Below are 26714 nucleotides of genomic sequence, written 5' to 3'. Positions count from 1 at the left end.
TGCTGCTTTTAACCCATCAGTGCTGCATCCCTAGTGCAGGTCAGCTTTGATGACCTTCCCGGACGGCGGCTGCGAGGGATCCCCGAGCGCGTCAGCCGTGGCGTAGAGCGTGTTGCCGCTGATGTCGACGTCCGCGGGCATGTTTACAGCCAGGAACTGGGAACGGCTGCCCTCACACGTGAACTTCAGGATCTCGCCGCCGAACAGGGACGCCACATACACATCACCATTGCCGGCGACCGCCAGGCCCGTGGGGCTGAGGATGTGGTCCGCCCAGAGGTCGGTGTCACCGTTCCACGGGTTGATCTTGAAAATCGCACCGCGGGCACCAAGCTCCGGTCCTTCCGGTCCGCCCGGCAGGGTTGTCACATACAGCATCCCGTCCGGGCCGATCACCACATCGGTAGGCACGGGCTCGAAGGCGTACTTGTGCCCTACCACGCAGTCCGGAACCGTCATGGTGTTCCCCTCCATGTCCACAGGGATCTTCAAACCCGCCGGAATGGTGGCCGGCCGTGGCGGCAGGACGGCGATTGTATCGATGTCGCCGTTCTTCAGGTTCACCTTGAGCACGGCGTTCATCCCTGCGTCGGCCACATAGGCGGTGTCATCCTTGACCGCCAGGGCATAAGGGTGGGAGTCAACCGTGCCTTTGTACTTTGCCGGCGGGAACGCGGGCCAACCGGCCAGGCACTGATCGTTGACGTCACGGCCAAACCCGTAGCGCTGGTCTCCGTCCGGGTTGTGGCGCCGTTCGTAGTCGGCAAAGTTGGCGATGGTGTCCACATCGCCCTTGGCATCGATCGACTTGAGGTATCCGTGCAGTGCGGCGGGGTCTCCCTGGCCGGCGCCCACACTTTCAAGGTAATACGTGGTGCTGCCGTGGGTGTCCGAGCCGGCCACCTCCCAGCCCTGGGGCGTCTCGGTCGCCAGGTCCTTCGTGGCGCCGTCCCTGCTGATGCGGGTGAGTTTTCCGGCAAAGTCCTGGGACACCAGGACCGATTTTCCGGTCCCTGCAGCGACGTGCAGGGGAGAGACGAGTTCATCTGCAAGGACATCGTAGTCGTGTGTGCGGGTGGATGCAGAGGCGGGGCCAGCGGACGCCATGGCGGCGGCGGTGGCCGCGATACAGGCTAAGAGTGCGAGTCTTTTTTTCATTGGGATCTCCGGGTGCGGGGCCCTTGACGGGCTGGATAGGAAGCCTCCGAGGAGGCGAAATGTTCCCCCGCGCGCAAGCGTAGGCTCCTACCAGCGGGTAGTCGTTGGGGGAATCCCCCCTGCGTTGCCCCCTTTCTATCCCCCAACAGCGCCCACGTGGCTAGGATCGTGCTATGACCTCGGACGAGCACGGCATCCCCTCCACGTACCTCGAGCAGGCAGTGGACCTGGCAACGCGGAACGTCGGCCTGGGCGGGGGACCGTTCGCTGCCGTGGTGGTGACCCCCGACGGGAAAGCCCACGCCGGTGTCAACCGCGTCACCCGGGACAACGATCCCACCGCCCACGCGGAGGTCGTGGCCATCAGGGCAGCGGCGGCGGCAACGGCAAACTTCGACCTCACCGGATCCGTGCTCTACGCAAGCTGCGAGCCGTGCCCCATGTGCCTGGCCTCGGCCCTGTGGGCCAGGATCGGCCATGTCTACTTTGCCGCAGACCGGCACGGGGCGGCGGCTGCGGGCTTCGATGACGCCCTCTTCTACGACTACTTCAACGGCGCCCGGCCGGACCTGATGCCGGTCACCCGTGGTGACATCCCGACGTCGGACCTCCCCTTCCAGGCGTGGGGCGCCTTCGCCGGCAGGAAGGACTACTAGCCATGGAAACCGCACTCATCGCCTGCCCTGCCTGCGGAAAGACCAACCGGGTGCCGGTCCGGGCAGCCGGTCATCCGCGCTGCGGCAACTGCAAGGCTGACCTTCCGTGGATTGTGTCTGCCGGCGACCCGGACTTTGCCACGGTCGCCGAGCAGTCGGCAGTGCCGGTGCTGGTGGACTTCTGGGCCGCATGGTGCGGGCCCTGCCGGATGGTCAGCCCCGTCCTGGACAAGCTGGCGCGGGAGCGGCCGGGAAAGATCAAGCTTGTCAAGGTGGACGTGGACACGTCTCCCGGTTTGTCGCGGCGGTTCGATGTCCAAGCCATTCCGACACTGATGGTGATCGTGGACGGCAAGGTGGTGGCCCGCCAAGCCGGCGCCGCACCGGCGGACGTCCTGCGTTCCTGGCTGGACCGGGCTCTCGCCGACGCGCAAACCTGACGCCGGCCGCCAGGTCTTGCGGGCGCCGCTACCGGGACGCGGCAGGAAGCCGCGACACGCCCTCGAGGAGTTCCTGCTTCCGGCCGCACAACGCGATCCGCACCCAACCCTCGCCAATGGAGCCGAATGCGGTCCCCGGCGCCAACGCCACACCGGCGTCCGCCAGGAAGCGCCGCACCCAGGCCCGCACATCGCCGCCGGTCGCGTGGGACAGATCGGCCCACAGGTAGAACGCACCCTGCGCCGGGAGGAAACGGATCCCCTTGGCAGCCAGTACCGCCGAGGCGGCATCCCGGTTCTCCCGGTAATGCTGATGTGCGTGCCGGACGTAGTCCTGCGGCCCGGTCAGGGCGGCGAGCGCCGCATACTGCGGGGCGGACGCCACACACGACACGATCGACTCCATGACGTTGTCCATTTTCTGCTTGAGGCCCGGCGGGCAGATGAGCGCGCCAATCCGCAGTCCGGTGAGGCCGTACGTTTTCGACAGCGTCAGGGAGGTGAACACGCGGGCCCCCTCCGGGGAGCCGGCGTCGAACCGTGCCGGGCTCACGTGCGGCACATCGTAGGTGAACGCCTCGTAGCACTCGTCGGAGATGACCCAGAGATCGTGCCGGCGGGCCAGGTCCATCAGGTCGCGGACCAGGTCCTCGCCCAGCACGGCCCCCAGCGGGTTTGACGGTGAGTTGAGCACCAGCACGCGGGTGCGGCCGGTGATGAGGGCCTCGACGTCGGCCACCCGGGGTTGGAAGTTGTGGTCCGGGTGCAGCGGGTACTGCACGGGCACGGCATTGAGCAGCCGGCTGGTCATGGCAAAGGTGGGATAGCCCGGGTTGGGGATCAGGATCTCGTCACCCGGGGAGAGCAGCAGGCTCATGGCCAAGTGCAGGCCCTGCTGCGCGCCGGACACCACGTAGACCTGGTCGGCCCCGACATCGACGCCCTGGTCCTGGCGGAACCTGGCCGCGAACGCCTCGCGCAGGGCCGGGATCCCCGCGTTGGGCGTGTAGTTGGTTTCATCGCGGTCCAGGCAGGCGATGCCGGCGTCCAGGACGTGGCGGGGGAGCGGGAAGCCGGGCTCGCCGATGCTCAGCACCAGCGCGTCCGGCGTGCGCCAGGCGGCCTCGGTGATCTCGCGGATCTGGTTGACGGGCACGTCGCGGACGTGGGCGGCAAGCTCGGGCATGCCAGCCATCCTAGCCGTCCATGTCCGCCCTCCGCCTGGCGTGCGGGCGCCCCAACCTGCGCCGATATACTGGGAGGCGTGCTTTCTGGACTGGTGATAGTGGACAAGCCGCAGGGATGGACCAGCCATGACGTGGTTGGCCGGATGCGGCGCCTCGCAGGTACCCGGAAAGTGGGGCATGCGGGCACCCTCGACCCCATGGCCACCGGCGTGCTGGTCCTCGGCATCAACAAGGCCACCCGCCTGCTGACCTACATTGTGGGCACCTCCAAGACCTACACGGCCACCATTCGGCTGGGCCAGTCCACCGTGACGGACGACGCCGAAGGGGAGGTCACCGCCACGGCCGGCACGTCCGGGGTGGGCGAGCAGGCAATTTACGACGGCGTCGCAGCCCTCACCGGCAGGATCGAGCAGGTGCCCAGCAGCGTCAGCGCGATCAAGGTCAACGGCGAACGCGCCTATGCGCGGGTACGCTCCGGCGAGGACGTCAAGCTGGCCGCCCGCCCCGTCTCCATTCACCGCTTCGAGGTCCATGCCGTCAGGCGGGATCCGGACGCGGACGTCATCGACCTCGATGTCACGGTTGAATGCTCCTCCGGTACATATATCCGGGCCCTCGCCCGGGACCTCGGCAACGCCCTCGGCACCGGCGGGCACCTCACCGCCCTCCGCAGGACCCATGTGGGCCCCTACTCGCTGGACCAGGCGCGGACCCTTGAAGAGCTTGCCGAGGAACTCACCATCCTGGAAATGTCACAGGCCGCCCGGGCCCTGATGCCCAACCGTGAGCTGACCGCGGAGGAGACTACGGAAATCTCCTTCGGCCGGCGGATCGCTTCCGGAGCCTCCACAGGTACCGCGGGCGCTGCCACGGCGGAACACCCGGCCGCAGCCTTCGCCCCCGACGGCACCTTGGTGGCCCTCCTCGCCGACGCGGGCAGCTACGCCAAACCGGTGCTGGTCTTCGCCCCCGGCACCGGCCCGGCAGCGACCGCCGCCGCGGAGGCATAGGCGTGGATGCATATTTTTGGATCATCCTGGTGGTCGGCCTGGTGTCCACGGTGCTTTGCGTCGGTGCCGGAATCCTGAAGAAAGCGCCCAACGACGTCACCATCCTGTCCGTCGCCGCGGTCGAACTGGCCCTCGTGGTCTACCTGGTGGGTTCCATCGTGCGGGTCATTGCCGGCGAACGCATTGCAGGCGAAGCCTGGGAATTCTGGGGCTACATGGCCACCGCCATGCTCCTGCCCCCGGCAGCGGCGTACTGGTCCATCCTGGAACGGACCCGGTGGAGCAACTTTGTTCTGGCCGCCGTCGGCGTCACCGCACTGGTGATGGCCGCGCGGATGAACCAGATCTGGTACTGAAGTGGAAGAAGCAAAACAAATGAAAGACCAGCAGGCCCGCCCGGCCGAGGACGCACCCGCCCGCAACACCCGCAATACCGGGCCCGGCAGGCTGCTGATCGCGGTCTATGGGGTGTTCGCGATCTCCGCCACGGCCCGCGCCGGGTACCAGATCCTCACCAAATTCTCCGAGGCCCCGCTGGCCTACCTGCTCTCGGCCTTCGCCGCCCTGGTCTACGTAGTGGCCACCGTCTCCTTGGCCAAAGCAGGCAGCACCTGGTTCAAGGTCTCCGTAGCGGCCGTCCTGGTGGAACTGGCGGGTGTCCTGGTGGTGGGGACCCTGAGCGTCCTGGACTCCGTGCAGTTCCCGCACGAGACGGTCTGGTCGCTGTTCGGCCGGGGCTACGGCTTCATCCCGCTGCTGCTGCCCATCCTCGGGCTGGCGTGGCTGTACCGCCGCCGCCCGTCCCAGGCCAAGGCCGCGCAGTGAATCCGGGTAACCTTGAAGAGTTCCGCGGCCGGCCTGGCCCCGGAACACAGATTTTGCAGGCAGCTTAAGGCGAGGGTGATGGTCTACATCTGGAACGATCCGTCCGATGTCCCGGCGGACTTCGGCCCATCCGTAGTCACGTTCGGCAATTTCGATGGCGTTCACCGCGGCCACCAGCAGGTGCTCTCCCAGTTGATCCGCTCGGCCCGCCTCGCGCACGCCAAGGCCGTGGCCGTCACCTTCGACCCCCACCCTGCGCTGATCCACCGCCCCGAGGCCGCGCCGGAACTGATCATGGGCCTGGAGGACAAGCTGGAGGCCCTGGGCGAGCTCGGCCTGGACGCCGTCCTCGTGGTCAAGTACTCCCTGGACCTCGCCAGCCTTACGGCCGAGGAATTCGTGGAGCAGTACCTGGTGGACTGCCTGCACGCGAGCCACGTTGTCATCGGCCACGACGCCCGCTTCGGCCGCGGCAACTCCGGTGACCTGGACACCATGAAGGCGCTGGGCAAAAAGTTCGGCTTCGATGTCCAGGTGATCAGCGAATTCGGCTCAGAGGGCTACCCGCTGCACGGCGACGAAGCCACCGACCGGCGCTGCTCGTCCACCTGGGTGCGCGAGGCGCTGCAGGAGGGCGACGTCGCCACCGCTGCCGCGGTGCTGGGCAGGGCCCACCGGATGCGCGGCGAAGTGGTCCACGGTGCCGCCCGCGGCAGGGCGCTCGGTTTCCCCACCGCAAACCTCGCCTCCAATGCCTCGGGACTGATCCCGGCCGACGGCATCTACGCAGGCTGGCTGGTGGACCAGGCCGGAACGCGCTGGCCGGCGGCGATTTCGGTGGGCTCCAATCCCACGTTCGACGGCGTCAGCCGGCAAGTCGAGGCACACGTCATCGACCGGCCCAAGGAAGCCGTGGAGGACTTCGATCTGTACGGCCAGACAGTGATCGTGGAATTCGTCGAACGGTTGCGGGGCATGGTGGCCTATCGTGGCCCTGAGGCCTTGGTGGAACAGATGCGGCTGGATGTGGCGCAGGCCCATCAGCTCCTCGCCGCCCGCTGACAGCACTGCCGGGGCCCTGACAACGAAAGGCAGTGCGTGTCCGTCGAAAAGAACACCCGCAAGCTCGATGAAGGGATTGTCCGCGACTTCAGCTCGCGGATGAGCTACGCCTCCTACCTGCAGTTGCCCACGCTGCTTAGTGCCCAAAAGCCGGTCAGCGAGCCGGAACACCACGACGAGTTGCTGTTCATCATCCAGCACCAGACCACCGAGTTGTGGCTGAAGCTGGTCCTGCACGAGCTGCGCAGCGCCGCCGCCTGGCTGCGGGCCGACGACCTCGGCTCGGCGCTGAAGGGCATTGCCCGGGTCAAGCACATCCAGAAGACCCTCACCGAACAATGGTCCGTACTGGCCACCCTGACCCCCACCGAGTATTCGCAGTTCCGCGGCTTCCTGGGGAATTCCTCGGGCTTCCAGTCCGCCCAATACCGGGCGGTCGAATTCGTGCTGGGAAACAAGAACCGCAAGATGCTGCCGGTCTTCGAATCCGATCCCGAGGCCCACGCCATGCTGGCGGAACTGCTTGCGGCCCCCAGCATCTACGACGAGTTCCTCGCCTATCTGTCCCGGCACGGATTCGACGTGCCCGCTTCCGTCCTGGACCGGGACGTGACGCGCGCCCATGAGTTCACCCCGGACCTGGTCCCGATCTTCAAGCACATCTACGAAAACGCGGCAGAGAACTGGGCCGCTTACGAGGCGTGCGAGGAACTGGTGGACCTGGAGGACAACTTCCAGCTCTGGAGGTTCAGGCACCTGCGCACCGTTCAGCGGACCATCGGCATGAAGACAGGCACGGGTGGTTCCAGCGGGGTCACCTTCCTGCAGAAGGCGCTGGAGCTGACATTTTTTCCGGAACTATTTGCCGTCAGGACGGAGATCGGACAATGAGCATCCACCAGGACCGCCCCACCGGCGTGACCACTGAGGCGCTCCACCGCCGGGCGGCGGAGCTGGACCGCCAAGACCCGCTGGCAGCGTACCGGGACCATTTCGTCGGAACGGACACCCCGCTGTCCTACCTGGACGGCAACTCCCTGGGCCGGCCCCTGAAACGGACTGCCGACGACGTCGCCGCCTTCGTCCGGAACGAATGGGGCGGCCGGCTCATCCGCGGCTGGGACGAACAGTGGCTCGCCATGCCGCAGGCCATCGGAGACCAGCTGGGCCGCGCCGTCCTGGGCGCGGCCCCGGGACAAACGATCATTGCCGATTCCACCACCGTGGTGCTCTACAAGCTGCTCCGCGCCGCGCTGGCCGCCGTGCCGGACCCGGACCGCAACGAGCTTGTGCTCGATACCGGGAACTTTCCCACGGACCGCTACCTGGTGGAGGGCATTGCCCTGGAAGAGGGGCTGACCCTCCGGTGGATCGACCCCGATCCGGCAGCCGGGGTGACCCTTGACCAGGTGCGCCAGGCCACCGGGCCGCGGACCGCCGTCGTGCTCCTCAGCCAGATCGCCTACCGTTCAGGGCACCTGGCTGACCTGCCGGGAATCACCGCGGCAGTGCACGACGCCGGCGCCTTGGTGGTGTGGGATCTTTGCCACTCCGCGGGGTCGGTAGAGATCGGCCTGGACGGCGCGGACGTGGACTTCGCCGCCGGCTGCACCTACAAGTACCTCAACGGCGGCCCGGGCTCACCCTCCTTCGCGTACGTCAACGCCCGCCACCTGCCGGCGCTCAACCAGCCCATCTGGGGTTGGATGGGCCGCAAGGACGCTTTTGAGATGGGCGCCGGCTATGAACCGGCGGCAGGTATCCGCGGCTTCCTCAGCGGCACTCCCGCCATCTTCGGCATGATCGCCATGCAAGGCACCCTGGACCTCATCGAGGAAGCCTCGATGGCTGCTATCCGGACGAAGTCAGTGGCACTGACCGCCTTCGCCATCGATGTCTTCGACGCCTGGCTCGCCCCGCTGGGTGCCGAACTGGCTTCGCCCAGGGACGCGGGGGAGCGGGGCGGCCACATCACCGTGGACCACCCGGACTTCAGCAAAGCCACCGTGGAAGCGCTCTGGGACGGCGACGTCATTCCGGACTTCCGCTCACCGCACGGGATCCGGGTGGGGTTGTCGCCGCTGAGCACCAGCTTCGCCGAGGTCCTCGACGGCATGGCCGCCATCCGGGACCGGCTGCAGGGCTGACGCCCGGCGCCGGAGCGGGCCGCGGGTCCGCCCGGACTGTTTCGACAAGGTTAGGCCCGGCCCGGTAAACTGGACGATGGATCCGGCTGCAGTCCGTGGCGGCTGGGTCCTGTCGTTGCGGCTTTCCCGGGTTTCCGGGACAGGACGTGCATGGCAGACCCGGCAGTGAACTTCTGACCTGGGCCCTCACGGCACATTCCCAAGGAGTTATTGTGGCACTTGACGCCGCTGTAAAGCAGTCCATCATCAAGGAATACGCAACCGCCGAAGGCGACACCGGTTCACCCGAGGTCCAGGTTGCCGTCCTGACCCAGCGGATCAAGGATCTGACTGAGCACATGAAGGAGCACAAGCACGACTACCACACCCAGCGCGGTCTGCTGGCCATGGTTGGTCGTCGCAAGCGTATGCTGAGCTACCTCAAGAAGACTGACATCGCCCGCTACCGTACGCTCATCGAGCGTCTCGGCCTGCGCCGCTAGTCTGGCTTTGGGGCGGCCCTTTCCCTCCGGAACGGGCCGCCTTCTTCAAATGAAAAACTAAACAGGAGGATCAACCGCATCACGCATTCGCGGTCCTCGGTAGTGATCCCCGGGAACGGCTTCGTTGACTGAAGCCAGCGGCCCGTGGGTCTCGATCGATGACCGGGTGCAAGGGCCAGTAGACAGATGCTGGGCTGGGTTGATGCGGCTGGACTTCCGTGAAACAGAAACGGAGGTGACTCTCTTGGAGGGTCCCGAAATCCAGTTCTCAGAGGCTGTCATTGACAATGGCCGCTTCGGCAAGCGTGTAATCCGCTTTGAAACCGGCCGCCTCGCCAAGCAGGCCGCCGGCGCAGCCATGGTGTACATCGACGACGACACCGCGCTGCTGTCCGCCACCACCGCAGGCAAGCACCCGCGTGAAGGCTTCGACTTCTTCCCGCTGACGGTCGACGTCGAAGAGCGCATGTACGCTGCCGGCCGCATCCCGGGCTCGTTCTTCCGCCGCGAAGGCCGCCCCTCCACCGAAGCCATCCTGGCCTGCCGCCTGATGGACCGCCCGCTGCGCCCCGCTTTCATCAAGGGCCTGCGCAACGAGGTCCAGATCGTCGTCACCGTCCTGGCCATCAACCCGGACGAGCTCTACGACGTTGTGGCCATCAATGCCTCCTCGATGTCCACGCAGCTGTCCGGCCTGCCGTTCTCCGGCCCGATCGGCGGCGTCCGCGTTGCCCTCGTTGCTGACGAGCACGGTTCGCAGTGGGTTGCGTTCCCCAAGCACTCCCAGCTGGAGAACTCGGTCTTCAACATGGTGGTTGCCGGCCGCGTTGCCGGCGACGACGTCGCCATCATGATGGTTGAAGCCGAAGCCACCGACAACTCCTGGAACCTCATCAAGGAACAGGGCGCCACCGCCCCCACCGAAGAGGTCGTGGCCGAAGGCCTCGAGGCCGCCAAGCCGTTCATCAAGGCTCTCTGCGACGCCCAGGCCGATCTCGCCGCGCGTGCCGCAAAGCCCACGGTCGAGTTCCCGGTCTTCCTGGACTACGAGGACGACGCTTACGCCGCCGTCGAATCCGCTGCCGCCGACAAGCTGGCAGCTGTCTTCCAGATCGCCGACAAGCAGGAACGCGACAACGCCTCCGACGCGCTCAAGGACGAAGTCCTGGCGGGCCTGGCCGGTCAGTTCGAAGGCCGCGAAAAGGAGCTGTCCGCTGCTTTCCGCTCGGTCACCAAGCACGTTGTGCGCCAGCGCATCCTCAAGGACCAGGTCCGCATTGACGGCCGCGGCCTGACGGACATCCGCCAGCTCACCGCCGAGGTCGAGGTCCTGCCCCGCGTTCACGGTTCGGCCATCTTCGAGCGCGGCGAGACCCAGATCATGGGTGTCACCACGCTGAACATGCTCAAGATGGAACAGCAGATCGACTCGCTGTCGCCGGTAACGCGCAAGCGCTACATGCACAACTACAACTTCCCGCCGTACTCCACCGGTGAAACCGGCCGTGTGGGCTCGCCCAAGCGTCGCGAAATCGGCCACGGCGCCCTGGCCGAACGCGCCCTGGTGCCCGTCCTGCCGTCGCGCGAGGAGTTCCCCTACGCCATCCGCCAGGTGTCCGAGGCCCTCGGTTCCAACGGCTCGACGTCGATGGGTTCCGTCTGCGCCTCCACCCTGTCCCTGCTGAACGCCGGTGTGCCCCTGAAGGCCGCCGTCGCCGGTATCGCCATGGGCCTGGTGTCCGACCAGGTTGACGGCCAGACCCGCTACGCGGCACTGACCGACATCCTCGGCGCCGAAGACGCCTTCGGCGACATGGACTTCAAGGTTGCCGGTACGGCCGAGTTCGTCACCGCCATCCAGCTGGACACCAAGCTCGACGGTATCCCCGCCTCGGTGCTGGCTGCAGCGCTGAAGCAGGCCCGCGAAGCCCGCCTGCACATCCTCGAGGTCATCAACTCGGCCATCGACACCCCGGACGAGCTCTCCGAGTTCGCACCGCGCGTCATCGCCGTCAAGATCCCCGTGGACAAGATCGGCGAGGTCATCGGCCCCAAGGGCAAGATGATCAACCAGATCCAGGAAGACACCGGCGCCGACATCTCCATCGAGGACGACGGCACGGTCTACATTGGCGCCACCAACGGTCCGTCTGCAGATGCAGCACGCTCCGCCATCAACGCCATCGCCAACCCGCAGGTCCCGGAAATCGGCGAGCGCTACCTGGGTACGGTCGTCAAGACCACCACCTTCGGTGCCTTCGTGTCGCTGACCCCGGGCAAGGACGGCCTCCTGCACATCTCCGAACTCCGCAAGCTGGCCAACGGCAAGCGCGTGGACAACGTCGAAGACGTCGTCTCCGTGGGCCAGAAGGTCCAGGTTGAGATCACCAAGATCGATGACCGCGGCAAGCTCTCGCTCGCCCCGGTCGTCGCCGAGGAAGAGGCTCCGGCCGACACCGAGCGCGTCCACGCCACGGAGCCGGCTGAAGGCGCTGACGTCTAACAGCCCTCGCTTGGCACCAGCATGAATCGGCGGGACCGGTGGATGATCCACCGGTCCCGCCGCTGTTACGATGGCAGCCAGATCCGGCTGCCCGTCCTGAAAGGCTTCAATGACTGTTGTACCCCTGCCGCTTGAGCAGAACCACGCCGGCGACACCCTGGTCCATGGCTCCGACGGCGGGTCCGAAGTCCGCCGTTCCGTGCTGCCCGGGGGAGTGCGGGTACTGACGGAAGCGATGCCGGGCCAACGGTCGGCCACGATCGGCTTTTGGGTGGGCGTCGGATCCCGTGACGAGGCGCCCGGCCAGCACGGTTCCACGCACTTCCTTGAGCACCTCCTGTTCAAAGGCACCCGCCGGCGCACCGCCCTGGAGATCGCCTCGGCGTTTGATGAGGTGGGCGGAGAATCGAATGCCGCCACCGCAAAGGAAAGCACGTGCTACTTCGCCCGTGTCCTGGATTCGGACCTGCCCATGGCGATCGATGTCATTGCGGACATGATCACCGGCGCTGTCCTGGACCCGGATGAGATGGAGCAGGAACGTGACGTCATCCTTGAGGAAATCGCCATGGACAGCGATGACCCCACCGACGTTGCGCACGAACACTTTGTGGCCGCCGTCCTGGGCAGCCACCCCCTGGGACGGCCGATCGGCGGGACCCCCGCAGCGATCAAAGCCGTGGCCCGCGACTCCGTGTGGGACCACTACCGCAAGTACTACAAGCCCCAGGAACTGGTCATCACCGCCGCGGGCGGCCTGGACCACGACGTTGTCTGCGGACTCGTGGTGGACGCCCTCGAATCCGCCGGATGGTCGCTTGAGCCGGATGCGGCCCCGGTCAGCCGGCGCCCCACCGAACGCGCCCAAATCACCGGAACGGCGGGACTGCACGTGGTCAAGCGCGCAGTGGAACAGGCCAACATCATCATGGGGTGCCCCACCATCGTTGCCACGGATGAGCGCCGCTACGTCATGAGCGTCCTGAACGCCGTCCTGGGCGGCGGCATGTCCTCCCGGCTTTTCCAGGAAATCCGCGAGAAGCGCGGATTGGTGTACTCCACCTACTCCTTCGCCTCGTCCTACGCCGACGCCGGCTACTTCGGGATGTACGCCGGCTGCACTCCGTCAAAGGTCCGCCAGGTGCTGGACCTGCTGGGCGTGGAGTTGGACAAGCTCGCGGAGCACGGTATTTCAGGCGATGAATTGCGCAAGGCCGTGGGACAACTCGGCGGCGGGATCGTCCTGGCACTCGAAGACACCGGGTCCCGGATGTCCCGGCTGGGCCGCGCCGAACTGGTCTCCGGCGAATACCAGGACATTGACGAAACCCTGCGCCAGATCAAAGCCGTCACCGCGGAGCAGGTCCAGGAACTCGCCGCCGAACTCGCCGCCGCACCGCGCACTGTCACCGTGGTGGGCCCGTTCGACGAAGACGAGACGTTCGGGTTGTAGCTTCCGCGCCGCGCACCGTCACCTTGGTGGGCCCGTTCGACGAGCGCACCGTCACCTTAGTGGGCCCGTTCGACGAGCGCACCGTCATTTTGGTGGGTCCGTTCGACGAGACCGAAACCTTCGGCCTGTGGCACCCTGCGTCGCGGAGACGCTGGCGGCCCGGCTCTGCAGAGTACATCCTGAGTAGGAATGATCTTCGGCAGGGGAAGGCGGAACGGTGAACGGGCCAGGAGCGAAGCACGGACATCCGGAGTTAACGAACCTGCTGGGTCACTGGGAGGGCTACACACACGTTGCTGCCGGCCCTTGGGGGCCGGAACACCGCGTGAGCGCCCAAGTGTCCTACACGCAGGTTGCCGGGGGTCTCGGCGTGGTGCAGAGCTACCGGCACGTCGAACCGGACGGCAGCCACTTCGAGGGCCACGGCATATTCACGATCGATCCGGTCCACAACGACGTGCTGTGGTATTACGTTGACAGCACCGGCGTGCCGCCCGGCAACGCCGCCCGCTGCACCTCGCGCGACGGTGTCATCCGTGTTGAACGCCGCAATGCCGGAGGCTGGACGCGCCACTCGATCGAGGTGGCGAACGGTGTCCTGACACACGTCACCGAATTGCGTTCGCACGGGCGTAACGACGGCGACGATGCCCCGGAGGGGGGTGTGGACGGCAAGGCTTCGTCCTACTCACCATTCATGCGCTCGGAATTTCACCGCGCCGGAGGCGGGGGCTAGGACGCCGCCTCGAGGATGCGCGATTTTGGCGCGCCGGCGAGCGCAGGGGCGTCCGCCGGCGAACGCCATACCTGTGTTTGGAGGTTCGAGAGCAACTGCTCTGCCTGGGCCAGGTCCGCGAAGTCGAGTTCCACAACAACATATTGCGGTTCGCCCACGGGCCGGCCTATCCGGTGCGCGAGAACCCCTGACGCGGACCGGCCAACCGGATCCCGGTCGAATGCCGCCTTCCATGTGCTGAAATCTGTGATTCTTTGTTCGATCTGCAGGGTGAACATTCCAGTCTCCTTACTCGTCCCGCCAGGTTGGAGGACGCTCCACGCTGCTAAAGCTAGATGGTCCGGGCTGCGGCGGGTATCCCAGAATTCTGGGTGGCAGCGCCGCCGGGTCGCGCAGGATTGCCGGAGCATACTTGGAACATGACCAAGGGCTGGGCTGCAGACCGGAGCCAGGAGCGCATCCGACTCCTGGCAGGCTCGGACCTGGATCACCAAGCCCTCCGGACAGCGATTCTGGCAGAAGTGGCCACCATGGTGCCTTTCGATGCATTCGTTTGGCCGTTGTGTGATCCCGTCACGACGGTGGGGATGGCGCCGAGGGCCAGGACTCCCTGCCCCCAGGAATTGCCCACACTTATCCGCCTCAAGTACCTCTCCCGGGCGGGCCGCTGGACCGAGCTGATGCGTTGGCCGGAGCCGGCGGAATCCCTCCTGAAGGCAACGCAGGGAGAGCCCTCCCGCAGCCCGGTGTGGAGTGGCGTGTTGCAACGCTATGGCGTCCGCGATGTCCTGTCCGCCGTGTTTGCCGACAAGTATGGGTGTTGGGCCTGGCTCGATTTGTGGCGGGCCGGCGATTCGGTCCCCTTCACGGACGAAGAAACTGCCTACCTGGGCGAGCTGGCAGCGGCAGTGACCGCCGGCCTGCGGAGGTCCGTAGCCAGGCAATTTTGGATTCGACCGGATCCGGAACCTGGCCCGGACCAGGCATCCGGGACAGGATCCGGGCAGCCCGGATTGCCGGAGCAGGCTGTCCTCACCCTGGACGACGATCTGGCGATAGCTGGCCGAACGGCGTCCGTGGACGACTGGCTCAAGCTGCTTCAGCCTGGTCCGGTCCCTCACCATCAGGTGCCGGCTGAGGTGTTGAACGTTGCGGCCCAGCTGGCGGCACGGGAAGCGCTGGTGGACACCCACCCCGCGGAATGCAGGGTCTACGTCGGGGCGGGCCGCTGGGCCTCCCTGCGGGCCAACCGCATGGAGTCGGAGGTGTCCGGACCCACTCCACCGGTGGCCGTGACGATTCAGGCCAGCACGCCTGCCGCGAGGCTTGACATGTTTGCCCGGGCGTTTGGCCTGTCACCCCGGCAGGGGGAACTGCTCTGGCTCACTGCGGAAGGGGCCGATACGGCAGCCATGGCGGACGCCCAGGGCGTGACGCCGTACACGATCCAGGACCAATTCAAGCAACTCTTCCAGACATGCGGAGTCCACAGCCGGGTGTCCCTGCTGGCCATGGCCCTGGGCACGGGAGCCAGGGCCTAGCGGTGGGCTGTTGGCTTCCGGAGCCACCGCCTGAGACACATTCGTTTACCGAAAGTCCCTACGATAAGACGACGTCCCATCGCCTCGCTGGGTCTGGCGGCAGGATGAACGGCATAGCGTAGAAGTCGTCCCACACAGGATCTGTTGGAGGGAGTTGATCCGGCTCAATCAAGTTCCCGTCCGGCTCCTCAGTTTCCGGATCCGGGCACGCTGGGAGTTCGGCAAGCGGCGGGGTTCCTGGTGGCCAGTGGGTTGGTTGGGGGTCGTGTTGTTCGGGTTTGTAGTGTCGGCCGGTGGGTGAGGTCCAGCCGGGTGGTTTGTTTTTGGTGGCTGGGTCGGGGGTCCAGGTGCTGTGGTGTTTGAGGCGGTGGTGTCGGGGGCAGAGTTGGGCGAGGTTGTGGGTTCCGGTGGTGCCGCCGTGGTGCCAGGGGTTGAGGTGGTCGGTGTCGTTGTCGGGGGTGTGGTTGGTGCAGCCGGGGAAGGTGCATGTGCCGTCCCGTAGCCGGATCCATTGTTTGATGGTCTCCGGGAGCCGGTAGCGGGTGCGGCCAATTTCCAGGGGTGCCCCGTCGCGGGGGTCGACCAGGACCCGGTAGAACGATTCCGCCCCGCCGGCGACGAGCTTCCGCGCCATGGATGCCGGGACCGGCCCGAACCCGTCCAGCACGGCCGGCTCATCGGTGAGGCCCAGCAGCGAGAACACCGGGACCGTGACCAGGACATCAGCCCGCGGCGTGGGGATCTTGCCGATAGCACCGGCATCTGCGGCAGCTTCACCCGGGGCTGTCGCGTTTCCGGCGCCGAGGAGCAGTGACGCGGCGACGTCGGCGCGGAGCTGGGTGAGGGTGCGGGGCTCGTCGGGGGTTTGGAGGCCGCGGGCAGTGGCGGTGCTGCGGTTCCAGATCGCGCACGCGGTGTCCCCGGGCAGGTAGAACGAGAGCCAGGCCATCCCGTCGTGGTCCGGGGCGTAGTCCATCCGCCGGTCCGCCACCCCCTTCACATGCCGTTTCTCCAAGGACTCAGGGTGGTGGCGTTCCCGCCAGGCCCGGACCTTCGCCCGGAACCGGGACGGGACAAGGTCACCGGGCGCGGCGCCGCGGGCGGGGTTGGGTGCGCCGGGGTCGAAGAAGTGCGCCACCAACCCGGCCGCCCCTTCAGGGGTGAGGCCTTCGGTTTCGTCGGCAACGATCCGGGCGTGCTGCCACGACACCGCACCCGTGGACAGGGCCTCGACCACAGGCGGCAGCGAGCACACCCGGCGGGACTGCTCGACCAGCGCGCCGGAAACCCCCGAACTGATGGTCAGGACCACGGCGATCTCCTCCACCACCGACATCTCCGCGAACGTGCGCTCCTCCACCGGGGCGTCCGGCCGAAGCAGAGCATGCTGGATCTCAACCGCATCCGCCACGTCCCGCGCCTTCACCGCCGCCAGCTGGGCCTCCAACCGGGCCACCACCTCCAGCCGCCCCAGACATGACTCATACCGCCGCTGCAGCACGTCCAGATCCGCGCCGGCGCCGGTACCTGAAGCGAAGGAACCATCCTCCCGAACCAGCCCGCTGAGCGCAGCAACAGAGGCAGAAACACCCTCCATCACCACCGCCAGATCCGCACCGATTCCCATGGAAACATCATCCAACCAGGGTCCGACATTCAAGGCTGCGGCAGCGTTGGCAGGACCAGGCAGGAGGCCACCCCCCCGGAATGCTGCCAGTCGCCTGGGCGTTACGGAATACCTACCCGCCGGCGAACGGGGGAAGTACGTCAACCACGTCGTCGGCCCCAAGAACCGTTGACTGGTCCCGGACAGCCACCTCGTTGAGCAGGAAGCTGCTGCGGGACAGGAGCCGGGGGAGTGGAGGGGTGCCTGCCGGCGGTTCGGCACGGGGCACCGCAAGCACAGCCTCCAGGAGATGGGCGACCGTGGAACCGTCGGGCAGGTCGAACTTTTCTTCCTCCCGGCCGGCGGCAGCGCGTGCGGCAGCGAAGTAACGTACAAGCATTCCGGTCAGCCCCCGATGGCGCTCATGCTGCGGTCCGGCTGGACGAAGTCCGGAGCGTCCAGTCCCACGTGGTCCATGCCGTGGGCTTTTGGCTTGAGCCACATGGCATCCTGCCACCGCTGCGCCAGCTCGTCATCAGCCGCGCCGGAGCGCAGCAGGCCCAGCAGGTCGAATTCCTCGCGGGAGAACAGGCAGCTCATGATCTTGCCCTCGGCGGTGATCCGGGTGCGCCGGCAGTCCGCGCAGAACGGCTCGGTGACGGAGGCGATGATCCCCACTGTTCCCAGCACCGGACCGTCAGCTTCCAATGAACCTGCCGCCCGTCGTCGGACGTCAAAGCGCTCGGCGGGGGCACCGTCACGGGCCCGGGCATCGGGGCTGAGCACATAGTCCTTGGACAGCAGGTCGCGGATCTCGGCGGCCGTGATCATGTTGCGGCGGGTCCAGCCATGGTCGGCGTCCAGCGGCATTTGTTCGATGAACCGAAGTTCGTATCCCCGCTCCAAGGCCCAGGCGAGCAGCTGCGGCGACTCGGTATCGTTGATGCCGCGCATGAGGACAGCGTTCAGTTTCACCGGGCCCAGGCCTGCCGCCCATGCGGCGTCCACACCCGCCAGGACCTGGTCCAGGAACGGCCGCCTGGTCAGTTTGGCGAACGTTTCCTCGTGCAGCGAATCCAGTGAGACATTGATCCGTGTCAGCCCGGCCGCTTTGAGCGGGGCCGCCTTCCTGGCCAGGCCAACACCGTTGGTGGTCATCGAGATGGGCAGGTCCGGATGGTTGTTCCGCAGCGCCGAGATGATCTCCACGAGGTCGTGCCGGACCAGCGGCTCACCGCCGGTCAGCCTCAGTTCCCGCACCCCCAGCTGCTCCACGCCGACGCGGACAATCCGGACGATCTCCTCAGCCGACATGACGGCCTGCTTCGCGAGCCATTCCAGGCCCTCCGCCGGCATGCAGTAGGTGCAGCGGAGGTTGCACTTGTCCGTCAGGGACAGCCGCATATCCGTGGCGCGGCGGCCGTAGCGGTCCACCAGCCCGTCCGGTGCATCCTCGGGACGGCGTGCGGGAACGCCGGGCAGCTCCGATGCTGCTTCCTCCCGCGGCTGCGGCATGCCTAGCTGGACAGTCATGGATTCAGGCTACGCCACCTTGAGCCGCGCATCACACCGTGACTGCACGGGTTCCGGTCACACCTGGGGGCCAGTGCCGGCGGGCGGTGGCAAACCTATGCTGGAGGGGTGAACGATTCCCGGGTTTCGAAGGCGGCGGACGACGACGGCGGGCGCCGTGGGGAGCTGCCGGACCGTCCCGTCCCGCACAAGGCTGCCACGGGCGCCACGGGCAGGTGGGCCGCCGCCGCGGGTGCAGCCGCCGTCGCCGGCGGCGTGGCCGTGGGGGAGTTGCTCGCAGGATTTGCCAGTCCTTCCGTCTCGCCGCTGACGGCCGTTGGCGGTGCGGTCATCGACGCCGTCCCGCCGGACGTCAAGGACTGGGCGGTATCCGTCTTCGGGACGGCGGACAAGGCTGCCCTCCTGGCGGGCATGGCGCTGGTCATTGCCGTCCTGGCCGCGCTGGCAGGGGTGCTGGAGTTCCGCCGCGGCTATCGGGGTGCGGCCGTGGTGGGCATCTTCGGAGCCGTGGGAGCCGCCGCTGTACTCACCCGCGCCCAAATGACGCCAATCGCCGTGGCACTCCCGCTCGTGACCGCGGTGGTGGCCGTGGTGCTGCTGCGATTCCTCATCGGAAAGCTTCGCGAATGGAAAGCGGGCGCCGCTGAACCGGGCGGACCGGGAAGTTCACGTCGGAGCTTCCTCCAGGCCCTTGCCGGCACGGCGGCCGTGTCCGCGGTGGCAGGTGTGCTGGCCGGGGCGTGGCGCGGGGCAACCAATGCCGTCAGCGAGGCCAGGGCACGGATCACCCTGCCAGTCCCGGCGTCACCCGCACCGCCGGTTCCGGCGGGCGCCGACCTGGACGTGGCCGGAGCGACGCCGTTGGTGACGCCCAACCGCGAGTTCTACCGGATCGACACCGCACTGTCCGTCCCGGCAGTCAACCCGGACAATTGGGCCCTGAGGGTCACAGGCATGGTGGACCGGGAGATCCAGTTGTCCTACGGGCAACTCCTGGCCAAGCCGCTGACGGAGCGCCACATCACTATCGCCTGCGTGTCCAACGGCGTGGGCGGCGACCTGATCGGGAATGCCCGCTGGCTGGGCTGGCCGGTCCGCGAATTGCTGGCCCAGGCGGGCCCCCACCCCGGAGCGGACATGGTGCTGTCCAGGAGCACGGACGGCTGGACTGCAGGGACGCCCCTGGAAGTCCTCACCGACACCAGGGACGCCCTGCTTGCCGTCGGAATGAACGGGGAACCCCTGCCGCTCGAGCACGGCTTTCCCGTCCGGATGATCGTCCCGGGACTCTACGGCTACGTGTCCGCCACCAAATGGGTCACCGAACTCAAAGTCACCACGTTCGCGCAGGACGCCGGATATTGGACCCCCCGGGGCTGGTCCGAGCGCGGCCCGGTCAAGACGTCCTCCCGGATCGACGTGCCCCGCAGCGGGCGTCCGGTCAGTGCAGGGTCCGTGGTCTTCGCGGGCGTCGCCTGGGCCCAACACACCGGGATCGGGAGGGTTGAACTGAGGATCAACCGTGGGCCGTGGCGGGAGGCCGAACTCGCTGCGGGCCTGTCAGCGGACACCTGGTACCAGTGGAAACTGGCAGTGGACCTGACCCCGGGGCAGTACGAGGTCCAGGTCCGCGCCACGGACCTCACGGGCAAACCCCAGGAGGAAACGGAGCGGCCGCCCCAACCTGACGGTGCCACCGGATTCCACACGGTTAGAGTGGACGTGAAATCCTGAAGTCCGCGACCGAAGGCGTACCCATGACCAGCCCCACCCCGCACGGCCACCCGCCGGAGAGCCGTGCCCGGCACCCGCATGAACATGCCCGCTCGGTTGCCGACCACGCCGCCGCCGTCGCAGCACTCCTGCAGCCGCTCCGGGCGGCGGGACGCACCGAAACGCTCCCACTCAGCAGGGCCCTGGGCCGTGGGCTGGCGGCCGATGTGACAGCGCCCGTCAGCCTGCCGCCATTCGCCAATTCGCAGATGGACGGTTACGCCGTCCACTCCGGCGACATTCCCGACGGCGGCGCGGACCTGGAGACCATGCCCCCGGTAGCCGCCGGATCAAGGCCGCCCGCGCTCGAACCGGGGACGGCGGCGCCCATCATGACAGGTGCCGTGATCCCGGCCGGGGCGGACGCCGTCGTACCCATTGAACGGGCCGTGCCGGACCACTTCCTGGAACCCGCCCGGGGCGGCACCGTCAGGCTGCCCGCCACCGGACCCGGCGCGTACGTGCGGTCCGCCGGCAGCGACATCGCGGCGGGGGAGCTGGCCCTGGCCACCGGGACCTGCCTGGGGCCGGCCCAGCTGGGGCTGCTCGCCGCGTTGGGCCTGGCCGAGGTGCCGGTCTACCGGGCGCCCACCGTCCTGCTGGTCACCACCGGGGACGAAGTGGTGGAACCCGGCCGGCCCCTCCCGCCCGGGAAGATCTACGATTCCAACGGAACCCTCCTCGAAGCCGCCATGACGCAGGCCGGCCTCACCGTCCGGCGGGCCGGTATCTCCACCGACAATCCCGATGAACTGCGCGGCCTGCTGCGTTCCGAGGGCCAAGGCGCCGATCTCATCGTCACCACCGGCGGGGTCAGCAAGGGCGCTTACGAAGTGGTGCGGCAGGCGATGGTGGATCAGCCCGTCGATTTCCTGCACGTGGCCATGCAGCCCGGCGGCCCCCAAGGCCTGGGAACGTTCGACGGCCTCCCTTTCCTCGGGTTCCCCGGTAACCCCGTCAGCTGCCTGGTGTCCTTCGAAATGTTCCTCCGCCCCGCGCTGTCCGGACTCCTGGGCGCACCGGCGGCCAGGCTGCCGCTGCGGGCACGCCTTGCCCACCCGCTCACGTCCCCCGGCCACAAACACCAGGTCCGGCGGGGCAGCCTGCAACCCGGCGGCACCGTGCGGCTTGAGGGTGGTGAGAGTTCCCACCTGATGCATGCGCTCGCGGGCTCGAACGTCCTGGTCCACGTCCCCCACGGCGTCACGGAACTCGGCGCCGGCGATGAGGTGGAAGTATGGATGCTGTGAACGCAGAACAGACCCCCGCCCTGACGCACCTGCGCCAGGACGGCAGTGCCCAGATGGTGGACGTCTCAGCCAAAGCCGAGACCACCCGGGAAGCCACGGCCACAGCTACCGTCCGGACCACCTCGGAGGTCATGGAACTCCTGGGGGCCGGGGGCCTGCCCAAGGGCGACGCGCTGGCCGTGGCCCGGGTGGCCGGCATCATGGCTGCGAAGAAGACGCCCGACCTCATTCCGCTCTGCCACCCGTTGCCCCTGGCCAAAGTCACCGTCGATTTTGACCTCGGCCCCGATACCGTCACCATCAGTTCCACCGTGAAGACCCGCGGCGTCACCGGCGTGGAAATGGAGGCCCTGACTGCTGCGTCCGTTGCGGCCCTGAGCGTTTACGACATGATCAAGGCCGTGGACAAGCACGCCGTCCTGACGGATATCAAGGTGCTGGCCAAGAGCGGCGGCAAGAGCGGAGACTGGGCGCTGTGACCAACACCAAGCCCCTCGGCGCCCCCGAGCCGCACCGGCACGGCGACGCCCAGGGACGGAAAGCCGGCGTGGTGATCGCCTCCACCCGCGCCGCAGCCGGAATCTACGTTGACGAGACCGGCCCGGTGATCAGCGATTGGCTGGCCGAGCACGGCTTCGATGTCTTTCCGCCGATGGTGGTCCCGGACGGTGAGCCCGTGGGCGCCGCCATCAGGGCGCTCCTGACCCAGCGTCCCGCCGTCGTGATCACCAGCGGCGGGACAGGCCTGAGCCCGGACGACCGGACTCCGGACGTTACGCTGCCCCTGCTGGATCGGGAGATCCCGGGCATCATGGAAGCCATCAGGCGGGCCGGCGCCGCAAAAACCCCGCTGGCCGCCCTGAGCAGGGGCCACGCCGGGGCCGCCGGCGCAACCTTTATTGTGAACCTGCCCGGCTCACCCAAGGGCGTCATGGACGGGCTCACCGTCCTGGACCCGGTGATCGGGCATCTCTGCGACCAGCTGGAAGGCGGACATGGGCACTGACGCGGCATTCGAGGTGGTCCGGGCAGTCCTCAGCGCGGACCCCATCTCCGTCGACCAGGCGATCGCAGCGGTGGAAAGCGACACCGCGGGAGCCGTGGTCAGCTTCAGCGGCGTAGTACGCAACCACGACGCCGGCAAGGCAGTCGAGCGGCTCAGCTACAGTGCGCACCCCACGGCACACCAGGTGATGGCCGACGTCGTGGCCCGCCTGGTTGCCGAGCAGGACGCTGCGCCGGGCGCAGGCGGCGACGCCGTCCGGCAACCCGTCCGGATCTGGGCGGCGCACCGGATCGGGATGCTGGAAATCGGCGATCCAGCCTTGGTGTGCGCGGTCTCCGCGGCGCACCGCGGCCAGGCTTTCGCGGTCTGCTCGGAGCTGGTGGACCGGATCAAGGAGCAGGTTCCCATCTGGAAGGAACAGTTCTTTTCCGACGGCACCGTCGAATGGGTCGGCGCGGACGGCTGATGCCTGCTGCGTCCGCGCACCGGCCCGGCCAAGCCGGCGTGGTTGTCCGCTCCGTTGCGAGGTAACGCACAGGGACCGGTTCCTGCGGCAACCGGTCCCGCCGGTAGGCTGGATGGCATGACCGAACAACACTCCGCCCCCAAACTGGTAGCCGTCCTGGGCGCCAACGGACGCATGGGCGCCGAGGCCGTAAAAGCCATTGACGCCGCGCCCGACATGAAGCTTGCCGCAGCCCTGGGGCGGGGTGACTCGCTGGAGCAGCTGACGTCCTCCGGTGCGCAGTACGTAGTGGACCTCACGGTTCCCGAGAGCACCGAAGCGAATGTCCGGTTCGCCGTTGAACACGGCATGCACGCCGTGGTGGGCACCACGGGCTGGGACGCGGACAAGCTGTCCGCGCTGGAGTCCGTCCTGGCCCGGCACCCGGAGGCCGGAGTGCTCATCGCCCCGAACTTCGCCCTCGGGTCCGTCCTGGCCTCGGCTTTCGCAGCCAAGGCCGCCCAATACTTCGAGTCCGTGGAAATCATCGAGCTGCACCACCCGGACAAGGTGGACGCCCCGTCCGGCACCGCCGTCCGGACTGCCCAGCTCATCGCCGCCGGGCGCAGCGCAGCGCAGGTGCCGCCCAGCCCTGATGCCACCACCAGCGAACGTGCCGGTGCCCGCGGCTGCGACGTGGATGGCGTCCGGGTGCACAGCGTGCGGCTCCGCGGGCTTGTGGCGCACCAGGAAGTGCTGCTGGGCGGCCCCGGCGAGCAGCTGACCATCCGCCACGACTCTTTCGACCGTGCGTCCTTCATGCCCGGCGTTCTCCTGGGCGTTCGGCAGGTAGCCTCGCACCCCGGCCTGACCGTGGGGCTGGACGGTTACTTGGACCTGGGGCTCTGAGAATGAACGGGTTCGTTGCCGGCTTCCGGAAGAACCGCACCAAGATCTGGGTGGGAGCGGTGACGCTGCTGCTGGTCTTTTACCTGGTGGTGTCCTTCCAGCGCTCACTCCTGCTCCTGGCCGACAGCAACCTCACGGCGAAAGCCATTGGCGCGGCGTACCTGGTGCTGCCCGTGGTGGGCGCGTGGGCCCTGATCCGCGAACTGATGTTCGGTGCCCGCACCGAGCAGATGGCCAAGGTCCTGGAAGCCGAAGGCGGGTTGCCGGTGGATGAGCTGCCGCGGACGCCCGGCGGCCGGATCGTCCGGGCGGCGGCAGACGCCGAGTTCGAAAAGTACCGCATCGAAGCCGAATCGGCTCCGGACGACTGGCGCTCATGGTTCCGGTTGAGCTGCGCTTACGACGCCGCCGGAGACCGCAAGCGGGCCCGGGCCTCCATGCGCGACGCCGTCCGGCTGTTCACAGCCGCTTCCTAGCAGCGGCCCTTCCCGTGGCCGGCCAAACGGCCGGCGCCTGCATGTGATTCTTGCGATGGGCATTTCTGCCCATCGCAGCCGCATGCCGCCCGCGGTATGTTCGTCTGGCAACAATTTCCGGCCTGGGGGCGGAGATGGGGTGGGCGGGTTCTCCGCCACAGTCGTCCTTCGAAACCCCGTTTGCCTGCACCGATCCCGCACGAAGGACGACCAATGAGCCAGCCGCCTTACCCCCAGCCCCAATACCCCCAGCCGCCCCACAGCGGACCGGCCGTGCCCCCGGTCCCGCCGGCACCCTCCCCGTTTGGCGGGCCGTACCCAACGAGCCCCCAGGGGGAATACCAGCCGGGCGCCTACCCGCAGGTTCCCTACGGTGACGGGCCGCGCAAGTCCTTTCTTGCCACCTGGCTCCTGTCCCTGCTCCTGGGCACCTTCGGGGCGGACCGGTTCTACCTCGGCAAGACCGGTTCCGCCGTGGCCAAGCTGCTGACGGCGGGCGGCCTGGGTATCTGGGCCATCGTGGACCTGGTCATGACCTTGACCGGGAACACCAGGGACATCCATGGCCGCCCGCTGGAGGGGTATCCGGAGAACAAGAAGAAGGCCTGGATCATCACCGCCGTCGTCTGGCTTGTGGGCGCTGTTGCGGGAACGGTCCTGGCCATTGCCTCCATCGCCGTGGTTTCCGCTGCCGTTGAGGGCTTCAACGTCCCGGCCCAGGCGCCCCTCCCGGCCTCCCCGGCCGCACCGGCGCCGTCACCGGGCACGTCCACGGAAGCGAACTCCTCGGTGGTGACCATGTCCGAGGGCAACACGGTCAGGGTAGGAGTGCTGGATTCCATCTACACCGCCGAGATTCCCGGCATGTCCTACCTGGAACCAAAGAACGGCGGATTCCTGGCTGTGCAGGTGTCCTGGGAGACGGTGAGCGGTACCAGCTTTGCCACGCCGTCGAACTTCAGCGTCTTTGACGCGGACGGCAAGGAGGGCGAGCTGATCTACCTGGACAAGGAAATCGGTGGCCTGCAGACCGACGAGGTGGGCGCCGGTGATTCGCGCCAGGGCGTTATCGCTTTCGACGTCAAGGAGGGCCCCGTCACGGTGGTGGTCACCAATGACTACGGCGACCAGGCGTCCAGTTTCACCGTGACCCCGCAGTAGCAGGCCTCGGCAGCACGCCGCGGCCCAGTCGGCCCGCGGCGTGGCCCAGCCATTCCAGCGGGCCGCGCCACGCCAACCTGGCAAACACCACGCCAATGGTGATGGCAACGGCGGCGTGTGCAAAGTACATGCCGTCCTCGGTCCAGCCGGCCGGCAACGGCTTCAGGTAGAAGTTCGACAACACCCAGACGTGGACCGTGTACAGGGTCAGGGTCATGGCCCCTGCGCCGCGCAGGGGCAGCAGCAGGTCCAGGTCAATCCACTCGGCGAGCCGCCCCAGCAGGAGGCACGCGCCGATGACGGCCGCCGCCACCGCCGAGGTGTGGAGCAGGTCAAGGGGGGTCCCGGAGTGCGGAGCAGCTGATGCCAGCCACCACCAGGAGCCGTCCTGCGGGAGCCCCGCCAGGTTTACCTGCAAGACACTGCCCAGCGGATAGCCGGGGGCGTTGACGACTTTCTCCAGGGCGGCCAGGCCACCCCAATCCTCGATCGCGGCCACCCCGATGGCCTTGGCGGTGACGGCCACCACCGTTCCGCCCACCAGCAGGAGGACAGGGACCAGTGCCTTGGCAAGGACCAGGCGGCCGATGGCCAGGCCCACCAGCAAGTAGGCAAGCCACTGCACCACCGGGTAGTAGCCGGTCAGGAAGAGGTCGCCCAGCAGCTGGCCGGGGGTGCCCAGGTCCTCCCACCGCGGGTTGTGGCCCAGCTTCAGTGGCGGCTCAGCGGCAAGGAGCCAGGGGCGCAGCAGGTAGGCCAGCGCGGGTGACGCAAGGATCCAGCCCGCGGCCCAGGCGCACAGGCTTTTGGCGCCCAGGCCCAGGAATGGCAGTACGCACAGGAACAACACGGCGTAATGGACCAGGATGACGGCCACGTTCACTTCCAGGCCGCCGAGGGTAAGTCCGACGGCGGCAATCACCAGGGCCCGCAGCGCCACACCGCGGCGGGCCTTCGCGAGATCGGGACCGGACAGCGGCTGGTGCTTTCCGGTGGACAGGGCAAGTCCCACCCCGGCCAGCACGGCGAAGAGGGCCGCGGCCCGTCCGGAGAAGGTGAGGCCGATCCAGGTCGGGGTGAGGTTGGCGTTCGACTCGAACGTTGGCAGCAGGTGCGTGGCCATCATGCCCAGAAGGGCGAGGCCCCGCGCTGCATCGATGCCGCGAAGACGGCCCGGCTGGTTCGGCCCGGGGGCCTTTCGCGACCGGGTGGCCGGGGTGCGGGACGTCATGACCCGATCGTCTCACATGCCCGCGCGGCGCGGCTTGCCGGTGAGGTGACGGGTGGCCGCCGGCGGACTATCGTGCCGATGCGGTGGCGGCGCACCCTTGTGTTCGAATATATGTTCGAAT

28 protein-coding genes are annotated in these 26714 nt (G+C 67.6%); 21 read left to right on the top strand and 7 right to left on the bottom strand.

All coding sequences use genetic code 11. From position 1 onward, the window contains the following. Positions 1-30: 30 nt before the first annotated feature. Complete coding sequence (locus tag AC4EEO_RS12125; protein WP_491338918.1) at positions 31-1158, bottom strand: ScyD/ScyE family protein; 1128 nt, start codon at positions 1156-1158, stop codon at positions 31-33. A 173-nt stretch (positions 1159-1331) separates the two neighbouring features. On the opposite strand from AC4EEO_RS12125, the gene AC4EEO_RS12120 reads away from it, so the two are divergent. Both AC4EEO_RS12120 and trxA read left to right on the top strand, forming a co-directional pair. Further along, positions 1332-1814 carry a nucleoside deaminase gene (locus AC4EEO_RS12120; protein ID WP_109044917.1) on the top strand — a complete coding sequence of 161 codons (483 nt, stop codon included), beginning with the start codon at positions 1332-1334 and terminating at the stop codon, positions 1812-1814. A 2-nt stretch (positions 1815-1816) separates the two neighbouring features. After that, on the top strand, positions 1817-2254 hold the full coding sequence (gene trxA, locus AC4EEO_RS12115) for a thioredoxin (RefSeq protein WP_491338917.1): 438 nt from the start codon (positions 1817-1819) through the stop codon (positions 2252-2254). Positions 2255-2282: 28 nt separating this feature from the next. On the opposite strand, the gene AC4EEO_RS12110 is transcribed toward trxA, so the two are convergent. Beyond that, complete coding sequence (locus AC4EEO_RS12110; RefSeq protein WP_285320530.1) at positions 2283-3440, bottom strand: pyridoxal phosphate-dependent aminotransferase; 1158 nt, start codon at positions 3438-3440, stop codon at positions 2283-2285. Positions 3441-3518: 78 nt separating this feature from the next. Between AC4EEO_RS12110 and truB the strand changes: the two genes are divergently transcribed. From truB to AC4EEO_RS12060, 10 genes are all read left to right on the top strand, one after another. Then, complete coding sequence (truB, locus tag AC4EEO_RS12105; RefSeq protein WP_491338916.1) at positions 3519-4454, top strand: tRNA pseudouridine(55) synthase TruB; 936 nt, start codon at positions 3519-3521, stop codon at positions 4452-4454. 2 nt (positions 4455-4456) lie between these two features. Continuing rightward, positions 4457-4810 (top strand): hypothetical protein, encoded by a 354-nt coding sequence (locus AC4EEO_RS12100; protein ID WP_018763484.1) that lies wholly within the window; start codon positions 4457-4459, stop codon positions 4808-4810. A gap of 19 nt (positions 4811-4829) precedes the next feature. Beyond that, complete coding sequence (locus tag AC4EEO_RS12095; protein WP_018763485.1) at positions 4830-5279, top strand: hypothetical protein; 450 nt, start codon at positions 4830-4832, stop codon at positions 5277-5279. A gap of 78 nt (positions 5280-5357) precedes the next feature. Then, entirely contained in the window at positions 5358-6341 is a 984-nt protein-coding gene (locus AC4EEO_RS12090) for a bifunctional riboflavin kinase/FAD synthetase (RefSeq protein WP_018763486.1), read from the top strand. A 36-nt stretch (positions 6342-6377) separates the two neighbouring features. Further along, positions 6378-7232 (top strand): tryptophan 2,3-dioxygenase, encoded by an 855-nt coding sequence (kynA, locus tag AC4EEO_RS12085; protein WP_491338915.1) that lies wholly within the window; start codon positions 6378-6380, stop codon positions 7230-7232. Further along, on the top strand, positions 7229-8488 hold the full coding sequence (locus tag AC4EEO_RS12080) for a kynureninase (RefSeq protein WP_491338914.1): 1260 nt from the start codon (positions 7229-7231) through the stop codon (positions 8486-8488). The genes kynA and AC4EEO_RS12080 overlap by 4 nt, the downstream gene beginning before the upstream one ends. Positions 8489-8700: 212 nt before the next feature. After that, positions 8701-8970 carry a 30S ribosomal protein S15 gene (gene rpsO / locus AC4EEO_RS12075; protein ID WP_018763489.1) on the top strand — a complete coding sequence of 90 codons (270 nt, stop codon included), beginning with the start codon at positions 8701-8703 and terminating at the stop codon, positions 8968-8970. A 244-nt stretch (positions 8971-9214) separates the two neighbouring features. Further along, the gene (locus AC4EEO_RS12070; protein ID WP_109044966.1) at positions 9215-11473 is read left to right on the top strand and encodes a polyribonucleotide nucleotidyltransferase; all 2259 of its coding nucleotides are present in this window, start codon (positions 9215-9217) and stop codon (positions 11471-11473) included. Positions 11474-11582: 109 nt separating this feature from the next. Then, a complete protein-coding gene (locus AC4EEO_RS12065; RefSeq protein WP_018763491.1) occupies positions 11583-12926 on the top strand; it encodes a M16 family metallopeptidase in 1344 nt (447 codons plus the stop codon). A 217-nt stretch (positions 12927-13143) separates the two neighbouring features. Next, positions 13144-13662 (top strand): DUF1579 family protein, encoded by a 519-nt coding sequence (locus AC4EEO_RS12060; RefSeq protein ID WP_491329671.1) that lies wholly within the window; start codon positions 13144-13146, stop codon positions 13660-13662. On the opposite strand, the gene AC4EEO_RS12055 is transcribed toward AC4EEO_RS12060, so the two are convergent. Continuing rightward, positions 13659-13940, bottom strand: coding sequence for a hypothetical protein (locus tag AC4EEO_RS12055; protein ID WP_491338913.1), 282 nt, complete (start codon positions 13938-13940; stop codon positions 13659-13661). The two genes, AC4EEO_RS12060 and AC4EEO_RS12055, sit on opposite strands and share 4 nt — an antisense overlap. 141 nt (positions 13941-14081) lie before the next feature. Between AC4EEO_RS12055 and AC4EEO_RS12050 the strand changes: the two genes are divergently transcribed. Beyond that, positions 14082-15203, top strand: coding sequence for a helix-turn-helix transcriptional regulator (locus AC4EEO_RS12050; RefSeq protein ID WP_491338912.1), 1122 nt, complete (start codon positions 14082-14084; stop codon positions 15201-15203). A 58-nt stretch (positions 15204-15261) separates the two neighbouring features. Here AC4EEO_RS12050 and AC4EEO_RS12045 read toward each other — a convergent pair whose 3' ends face one another. The 3 genes from AC4EEO_RS12045 to moaA form a co-directional block, all read right to left on the bottom strand. Next, positions 15262-16830, bottom strand: a complete 1569-nt coding sequence (locus AC4EEO_RS12045; protein ID WP_491329673.1) for an HNH endonuclease signature motif containing protein — start codon at positions 16828-16830, stop codon at positions 15262-15264. Positions 16831-16942: 112 nt separating this feature from the next. Beyond that, positions 16943-17209 carry a MoaD/ThiS family protein gene (locus AC4EEO_RS12040; protein WP_133832591.1) on the bottom strand — a complete coding sequence of 89 codons (267 nt, stop codon included), beginning with the start codon at positions 17207-17209 and terminating at the stop codon, positions 16943-16945. A 5-nt stretch (positions 17210-17214) separates the two neighbouring features. Beyond that, the gene (gene moaA / locus AC4EEO_RS12035) at positions 17215-18342 is read right to left on the bottom strand and encodes a GTP 3',8-cyclase MoaA (RefSeq protein ID WP_208294432.1); all 1128 of its coding nucleotides are present in this window, start codon (positions 18340-18342) and stop codon (positions 17215-17217) included. A 255-nt stretch (positions 18343-18597) separates the two neighbouring features. On the opposite strand from moaA, the gene AC4EEO_RS12030 reads away from it, so the two are divergent. From AC4EEO_RS12030 to AC4EEO_RS11995, 8 genes are all read left to right on the top strand, one after another. Further along, positions 18598-20076, top strand: a complete 1479-nt coding sequence (locus tag AC4EEO_RS12030; RefSeq protein ID WP_491340423.1) for a molybdopterin-dependent oxidoreductase — start codon at positions 18598-18600, stop codon at positions 20074-20076. Between the two features lie 23 nt (positions 20077-20099). Continuing rightward, the gene (locus AC4EEO_RS12025; RefSeq protein WP_491338911.1) at positions 20100-21365 is read left to right on the top strand and encodes a molybdopterin molybdotransferase MoeA; all 1266 of its coding nucleotides are present in this window, start codon (positions 20100-20102) and stop codon (positions 21363-21365) included. After that, positions 21353-21844, top strand: a complete 492-nt coding sequence (gene moaC / locus AC4EEO_RS12020; protein WP_018763645.1) for a cyclic pyranopterin monophosphate synthase MoaC — start codon at positions 21353-21355, stop codon at positions 21842-21844. The genes AC4EEO_RS12025 and moaC overlap by 13 nt, the downstream gene beginning before the upstream one ends. Continuing rightward, positions 21841-22371 (top strand): MogA/MoaB family molybdenum cofactor biosynthesis protein, encoded by a 531-nt coding sequence (locus tag AC4EEO_RS12015; RefSeq protein WP_018763644.1) that lies wholly within the window; start codon positions 21841-21843, stop codon positions 22369-22371. Before moaC ends, AC4EEO_RS12015 begins: the two co-directional genes overlap by 4 nt. Continuing rightward, positions 22361-22837, top strand: a complete 477-nt coding sequence (locus AC4EEO_RS12010; RefSeq protein ID WP_018763643.1) for a molybdenum cofactor biosynthesis protein MoaE — start codon at positions 22361-22363, stop codon at positions 22835-22837. Before AC4EEO_RS12015 ends, AC4EEO_RS12010 begins: the two co-directional genes overlap by 11 nt. 117 nt (positions 22838-22954) lie before the next feature. Next, positions 22955-23725 carry a 4-hydroxy-tetrahydrodipicolinate reductase gene (gene dapB / locus AC4EEO_RS12005; protein ID WP_491329675.1) on the top strand — a complete coding sequence of 257 codons (771 nt, stop codon included), beginning with the start codon at positions 22955-22957 and terminating at the stop codon, positions 23723-23725. A gap of 2 nt (positions 23726-23727) precedes the next feature. Then, complete coding sequence (locus tag AC4EEO_RS12000) at positions 23728-24201, top strand: hypothetical protein (RefSeq protein ID WP_018763641.1); 474 nt, start codon at positions 23728-23730, stop codon at positions 24199-24201. Positions 24202-24414: 213 nt separating this feature from the next. Beyond that, positions 24415-25362, top strand: coding sequence for a TM2 domain-containing protein (locus tag AC4EEO_RS11995; RefSeq protein ID WP_491329676.1), 948 nt, complete (start codon positions 24415-24417; stop codon positions 25360-25362). Here the strand turns inward: AC4EEO_RS11995 and AC4EEO_RS11990 are convergent. Continuing rightward, positions 25343-26593, bottom strand: a complete 1251-nt coding sequence (locus AC4EEO_RS11990) for a heparan-alpha-glucosaminide N-acetyltransferase domain-containing protein (protein WP_491329677.1) — start codon at positions 26591-26593, stop codon at positions 25343-25345. The genes AC4EEO_RS11995 and AC4EEO_RS11990 overlap by 20 nt on opposite strands. Between the last annotated feature and the right edge of the window lie 121 nt (positions 26594-26714).

The sequence above is a fragment of the Pseudarthrobacter sp. MOO13 genome, from assembly GCF_058267655.1.
The sequence above is the reverse complement of the archived record's forward strand: the minus strand, read 5'-3'. Positions and strand labels throughout refer to the sequence as shown.

Excerpts from the sequence above, each read along its gene's own strand:
- AC4EEO_RS12125 (WP_491338918.1), bottom strand. The coding sequence starts at position 1,158 with ATGAAAAAAAGACTCGCACTCTTAGCCTGTATCGCGGCCACCGCCGCC.
- AC4EEO_RS12120 (WP_109044917.1), top strand. The coding sequence starts at position 1,332 with ATGACCTCGGACGAGCACGGCATCCCCTCCACGTACCTCGAGCAGGCA.
- trxA (WP_491338917.1), top strand. The coding sequence starts at position 1,817 with ATGGAAACCGCACTCATCGCCTGCCCTGCCTGCGGAAAGACCAACCGG.
- AC4EEO_RS12110 (WP_285320530.1), bottom strand. The coding sequence starts at position 3,440 with ATGCCCGAGCTTGCCGCCCACGTCCGCGACGTGCCCGTCAACCAGATC.
- AC4EEO_RS12095 (WP_018763485.1), top strand. The coding sequence starts at position 4,830 with ATGAAAGACCAGCAGGCCCGCCCGGCCGAGGACGCACCCGCCCGCAAC.
- AC4EEO_RS12090 (WP_018763486.1), top strand. The coding sequence starts at position 5,358 with ATGGTCTACATCTGGAACGATCCGTCCGATGTCCCGGCGGACTTCGGC.
- AC4EEO_RS12080 (WP_491338914.1), top strand. The coding sequence starts at position 7,229 with ATGAGCATCCACCAGGACCGCCCCACCGGCGTGACCACTGAGGCGCTC.
- AC4EEO_RS12065 (WP_018763491.1), top strand. The coding sequence starts at position 11,583 with ATGACTGTTGTACCCCTGCCGCTTGAGCAGAACCACGCCGGCGACACC.
- AC4EEO_RS12055 (WP_491338913.1), bottom strand. The coding sequence starts at position 13,940 with ATGTTCACCCTGCAGATCGAACAAAGAATCACAGATTTCAGCACATGG.
- AC4EEO_RS12050 (WP_491338912.1), top strand. The coding sequence starts at position 14,082 with ATGACCAAGGGCTGGGCTGCAGACCGGAGCCAGGAGCGCATCCGACTC.
- AC4EEO_RS12045 (WP_491329673.1), bottom strand. The coding sequence starts at position 16,830 with ATGGGAATCGGTGCGGATCTGGCGGTGGTGATGGAGGGTGTTTCTGCC.
- AC4EEO_RS12040 (WP_133832591.1), bottom strand. The coding sequence starts at position 17,209 with ATGCTTGTACGTTACTTCGCTGCCGCACGCGCTGCCGCCGGCCGGGAG.
- moaA (WP_208294432.1), bottom strand. The coding sequence starts at position 18,342 with ATGACTGTCCAGCTAGGCATGCCGCAGCCGCGGGAGGAAGCAGCATCG.
- AC4EEO_RS12025 (WP_491338911.1), top strand. The coding sequence starts at position 20,100 with ATGACCAGCCCCACCCCGCACGGCCACCCGCCGGAGAGCCGTGCCCGG.
- moaC (WP_018763645.1), top strand. The coding sequence starts at position 21,353 with ATGGATGCTGTGAACGCAGAACAGACCCCCGCCCTGACGCACCTGCGC.
- AC4EEO_RS12010 (WP_018763643.1), top strand. The coding sequence starts at position 22,361 with ATGGGCACTGACGCGGCATTCGAGGTGGTCCGGGCAGTCCTCAGCGCG.
- dapB (WP_491329675.1), top strand. The coding sequence starts at position 22,955 with ATGACCGAACAACACTCCGCCCCCAAACTGGTAGCCGTCCTGGGCGCC.
- AC4EEO_RS12000 (WP_018763641.1), top strand. The coding sequence starts at position 23,728 with ATGAACGGGTTCGTTGCCGGCTTCCGGAAGAACCGCACCAAGATCTGG.
- AC4EEO_RS11995 (WP_491329676.1), top strand. The coding sequence starts at position 24,415 with ATGAGCCAGCCGCCTTACCCCCAGCCCCAATACCCCCAGCCGCCCCAC.
- AC4EEO_RS11990 (WP_491329677.1), bottom strand. The coding sequence starts at position 26,593 with ATGACGTCCCGCACCCCGGCCACCCGGTCGCGAAAGGCCCCCGGGCCG.